Here is a 4,949-nt window from a genome sequence, read left to right as displayed (position 1 = left end):
GGCTATCTTGAAAAAGAAAGTAACAGATTTATTAAGGGAAGTCCCAACTATTTTTGAATGTTTGGAACGCTTTTTAAAACTAAATGACTATAAAAAGAAATGCCACGCTATGAAGGCTCAAGCGATTGTCACAAGTCAAGGGAGAATTGTTTCTTTGGATATCGCTGTGAACTATTGTCATGATATGAAGTTGTTCAAAATGAATCGCAGAAATATCGGACAAGCTGGTAAAATCTTGGCTGACAGTGGTTATCAAGGGCTCATGAAGATATATCCTCAAGCATAAACTCCACGTAAATCCAGCAAACTCAAGCCGCTAATAGCTGAAGATAAAGCCTATAACCATGCGCTATCTAAGGAGAGAAGCAAGATTGAGAATATTTTTGCCAAAGTAAAAACGTTTAAAATGTTTTCAACAACCTATCGAAATCATCGTAAACGCTTCGGCTTACGAATGAATTTGATTGCTGGTATTATCAATCATGAACTAGGATTCTAGTTCTGCAGGAAGTCTAATCAAGAGGAAAGTAAATGACGATTAAGGTAATTGCGACAGATATGGATGGGACCTTGCTGGATGCTAGAGGCCAGCTTGATCTCCCACGCTTGGAAAAGATTGTGGATCAGTTGGATCAAAGGGGGATTCGTTTTGTCATCGCGACAGGGAATGAAATTCACCGCATGAGGCAACTACTGGAGCACTCGGTGGATCGAGTGGTTCTGGTTGTTGCCAATGGTGCTCATATTTTTGAAAACAATGAATTGATTCAGGCTCAGACTTGGGATGATGCCATTGTCGATAAGGCTTTGGCTCATTTCGAGGGTCGAGCGTGTCAGGATCAATTTGTTGTAACAGGGATGAAGGGTGGTTTCGTCAAGGAAGGTACCATTTTTACAGACCTTGAAAGTTTTATGACTCCAGAAATGATTGAAGAATTCTACCAACGAATGAATTTTGTGGATGAATTAACCTCTGACCTCTTTGGTGGTGTGCTCAAGATGAGTATGGTTGTTGGTGAGGAACGTTTGAATTCGGTATTGGAAGAAATCAATGACCTCTTTGATGGCCGTGTTCGGGCTGTATCGAGTGGCTATGGTTGCATTGATATCCTCCAAGCTGGAATTCATAAAGCATGGGGCTTGGAAGAATTACTCAAGCGTTGGGACTTGAACCCCCAACAAATCATGGCTTTTGGTGATAGTGAAAATGATGTTGAAATGCTTGAAATGGCTGGAATTGCCTATGCGATGGAAAATGCTGATGACAAAGCCAAAGCTGTGGCGACGGCTCTAGCGCCAGCCAATAGCCAAGGAGGAGTTTACCAAGTATTGGAAAACTGGTTAGAAAAAGGAGAATGAAGTAGCAGTACAGTTATTAGAAAATTGGTTACTAAAGGAACAAGAAAAAATCCAAACCAAGTATCGTCACCTAAATCAGGTTTCAGTTGTAGAGCCAGATATTCTTTTTATTGGGGATTCCATTGTCGAATATTATCCTCTGCAGGAGTTGTTTGGGACTTCAAAGACAATTGTCAATCGAGGAATTTGTGGCTATCAGACAGGACTGTTATTAGAGAATCTGGATGCGCATCTGTACGGTGGGGAGGTAGATAAAATTGTCCTTTTAATTGGGACGAACGATATTGGAAAAGATGTGCCTGTGAATGAGGCTCTCAATAATCTCGAAGCTATCATCAATCCATTGCTCGCGATTATCCACTGACTGAGATAAAATTACTTTCCATTTTGCCAGTTAATGAAGGCGAGGAGTATAAGCAGACAGTCTATATCCGCACGAATGAAAAAATTCAGAACAGGAATCACGCCTATCAAGAGCTTGCTTCTGCCTATATGCAGGTGGAATTTTTGTCAGTTTTTGACAGTTTGACAGACCAGGCGGGCCAACTAAAAAAAGAATATACAACTGATGGACTGCACCTCAGTGTTGCTGGTTATCAGGTTTTGACAAAAGCCTTGAAAGGCTATCTTTACTAAATAGCTAAATAAAGTTAAATTTGAGCATAATATCTTGTAAAAAATTCTAAAATCCTTTAAAATAAAAAGTGATGGAGGAATTTATGAATGTAAATCAGATTGTACGGATTATTCCTACTTTAAAAGTTAATAATAGAAAATTAAATGAAACATTTTATATTGAAACCCTTGGCATGAAGGCCTTGTTAGAGGAATCAGCCTTCCTATCACTAGGGGACCAAACAGGTCTTGAAAAGCTGGTTTTAGAAGAAGCACCAAGCATGCGTACTCGTAAGGTAGAGGGACGAAAAAAACTGGCTAGATTGATTATCAAGGTGGAAAATCACTTAGAAATCGAGGGACTCTTATCTAAAACAGATTCGATTCATCGATTATATAAAGGTCAAAATGGCTACGCTTTTGAAATTTTTTCACCAGAAGATGATTTGATTTTGATTCATGCAGAAGATGACAGAGCAAGTCTAGTAGAAGTAGGAGAAAAGCCTGAATTTCAAACAGATTTGGCATCAATCTCTTTAAGTAAATTTGAAATTTTCATGGAATTACATCTCTCGATTGATATCGAAAGTTTCTTGGAACCATCTGAAATTGGGGCATCCCTTGATTTTATTCCAGCTCAGGGGAAGGATTTGACTGTGGACAATACGGTTACCTGGGACTTATCTATGCTCAAGTTCTTGGTCAATGAACTAGATATATCAAGTCTTCGCAAGAAGTTTGAGTCTACAGAATATTTTATTCCTAAGTCTGAAAAATTCTTCCTTGGAAAAGATAGAAATAATGTTGAATTGTGGTTTGAAGAAGTATGAAGTGGACCCAGATTATTAAAAAAATAGAAGAACAAATCGAGGCAGGGATTTATCCCGGAGCCTCTTTTGCGTATTTTAAGGACAATCAATGGACGGAGTTCTATATTGGCCAGAGTCACCCAGAGCATGGCTTGCAGACTGAGGCAGGACTAGTTTATGACCTAGCTAGTGTCAGCAAGGTTGTTGGCGTTGGCACCGTTTTTACCTTCTTGTGGGAAAAAGGCAAATTAGATATTGACAGACCGGTAACCGATTTTTTAGCTGAGAGTGATTATCCAGACATTACTATTCGTCAGCTCTTGACTCACGCAACAGATCTTGATCCTTTTATTCCCAATCGTGATCTTTTAACAGCCCCTGAATTAAAGAAAGCGATGTTTCATCTCAAGAGACGAAGTCAGCCAGCCTTTCTTTATTCAGATGTCCATTTTTTGCTGTTGGGCTTTATTTTGGAAAGAATCTTTAATCAAGATCTGGATGTGATTTTGCAGGAGCAAGTTTGGAAACCTTGGAAAATGAAGGAAACCCAGTTTGGACCTGTTGAGCTTGCTGTTCCAACAGTTAGAGGTGTAGAGGCAGGCATAGTGCATGATCCTAAGGCTCGTCTCTTGGGCAGACATGCTGGTAGTGCTGGTTTGTTTTCGACTGTAAAGGATTTACAAATCTTTTTAGAACACTATTTAGCAGATGATTTTGCAAGAGATTTGAGTCAAAATTTTTCTCCTTTGGATGACAAGGAACGTTCTTTGGCATGGAATTTGGAAGGAGATTGGCTAGACCATACGGGCTATACAGGTACCTTTATCATGTGGAATCGCCAGAAGCAAGAAGCGGCTATTTTCCTATCAAATCGTACCTATGAAAAGGATGAGAGGGCTCAATGGATTGTAGACCGCAATCAAGTGATGAACTTGATTCGCAAAGAAGAGTAAGGAGAGACATGTCAAATAGTTTAAAAGGGACTTTACTAACAGTTGTGGCAGGGATAGCTTGGGGCTTGTCAGGAACGAGTGGCCAATACCTGATGGCACACGGAATTTCAGCTCTGGTCTTGACCAACTTGCGCCTTTTAATCGCTGGTGGAATTCTCATGCTCTTGGCTTATGCCACTGCAAAGGATAAAATGCTGGCCTTTTTAACGGATAAGAAGAGTTTGCTGTCTCTTCTTATTTTTGCTCTAATTGGTCTATTCCTCAACCAATTCGCCTATCTAACTGCTATTCAGGAGACCAATGCAGGTACCGCGACAGTACTTCAGTATGTTTGTCCTGTCGGAATTTTGATTTATAGCTGTATCAAGGATAAGGTGGCACCGACACTGGGAGAGATTGTTTCTATCATATTAGCCATCGGAGGAACCTTCCTGATCGCAACACATGGGCAGGTGGACCAGTTATCCATGACACCTGCAGACCTGTTTTGGGGTCTCTTTTCTGCTCTGACTTACGCACTTTATATCATTTTACCCATAGCCTTGATTAAGAAGTGGGGGAGCAGTTTGGTCATTGGTGTGGGAATGGTTATAGCAGGTTTGGTTGCCCTTCCTTTTACAGGAGTTCTACAGACTACTATCCCAACAAGTCTTGATTTTCTCCTCGCTTTTGCGGGCATTATCCTTATCGGGACTGTCTTTGCCTATACAGCCTTTCTAAAAGGAGCCAGTCTGATTGGGCCGGTCAAGTCAAGTTTGTTGGCTTCAATTGAGCCAATTTCGGCTGTTTTCTTTGCTTTCCTAATCATGAATGAACAATTTTATCCCATTGATTTTCTTGGTATGGCAATGATATTGTTTGCTGTAACCCTGATTTCTTTGAAAGATTTAGTCTTAGAAAAATAAAAAGACTCTTTGTCGTCTGTGACAGAGAGTTTTTGCCTAGTATTTTATACTCAATAAAAATCAAAGAGCAAACTAGGAAACTAGCCGCAGACTGTACTTGAGTACGGCAAGGCGACGTTGACGCGGTTTGAAGAGATTTTCGAAGAGTATTAATTGTTTTCAAGATAAAATTCAAAACGTTCGCCTACATATTGACTTTTTACGTATTCAAAAGCAGTACCATCTTCTAGGTAGGAAACCTGAGTCAGACCAAGAATAGCATGTCCTTTTTCAACTTCTAAATAGTGGGCGATTTTTTCCTTAGCAAG

At 40.0% G+C, this 4,949-nt stretch carries 5 protein-coding genes and 2 pseudogenes; 6 read left to right on the top strand and 1 reads right to left on the bottom strand.

The window, feature by feature from the left end:
• Positions 1-91: 91 nt before the first annotated feature.
• From HT708_RS10790 to HT708_RS10765, 6 genes and pseudogenes are all read left to right on the top strand, one after another.
• A pseudogene (locus HT708_RS10790) lies at positions 92-499 on the top strand (transposase); the annotation flags it as partial.
• A gap of 32 nt (positions 500-531) precedes the next feature.
• The gene (locus HT708_RS10785; RefSeq protein WP_172926381.1) at positions 532-1,359 is read left to right on the top strand and encodes an HAD family hydrolase; all 828 of its coding nucleotides are present in this window, start codon (positions 532-534) and stop codon (positions 1,357-1,359) included.
• A 49-nt stretch (positions 1,360-1,408) separates the two neighbouring features.
• Positions 1,409-1,995, top strand: a pseudogene (locus HT708_RS10780) (SGNH/GDSL hydrolase family protein).
• 83 nt (positions 1,996-2,078) lie between these two features.
• Positions 2,079-2,804: a CppA N-terminal domain-containing protein gene (locus tag HT708_RS10775; RefSeq protein ID WP_172926380.1), complete on the top strand. Its 726-nt coding sequence runs from the start codon at positions 2,079-2,081 to the stop codon at positions 2,802-2,804.
• Positions 2,801-3,736 (top strand): serine hydrolase domain-containing protein, encoded by a 936-nt coding sequence (locus HT708_RS10770; RefSeq protein ID WP_172926379.1) that lies wholly within the window; start codon positions 2,801-2,803, stop codon positions 3,734-3,736. The genes HT708_RS10775 and HT708_RS10770 overlap by 4 nt, the downstream gene beginning before the upstream one ends.
• A gap of 8 nt (positions 3,737-3,744) precedes the next feature.
• Entirely contained in the window at positions 3,745-4,641 is an 897-nt protein-coding gene (locus HT708_RS10765) for a DMT family transporter (protein ID WP_000071685.1), read from the top strand.
• 149 nt (positions 4,642-4,790) lie between these two features.
• Here the strand turns inward: HT708_RS10765 and HT708_RS10760 are convergent.
• The coding region (locus HT708_RS10760; protein ID WP_172926378.1) for a UTRA domain-containing protein at positions 4,791-4,949 on the bottom strand (159 nt) is incomplete at its 5' end.

The sequence above is a fragment of the Streptococcus sp. 3613 genome (assembly GCF_013277375.1).
GTDB classification, from domain to species: Bacteria; Bacillota; Bacilli; order Lactobacillales; family Streptococcaceae; genus Streptococcus; species Streptococcus pseudopneumoniae.
This window is presented reverse-complemented; position numbering and strand designations above follow the sequence as displayed.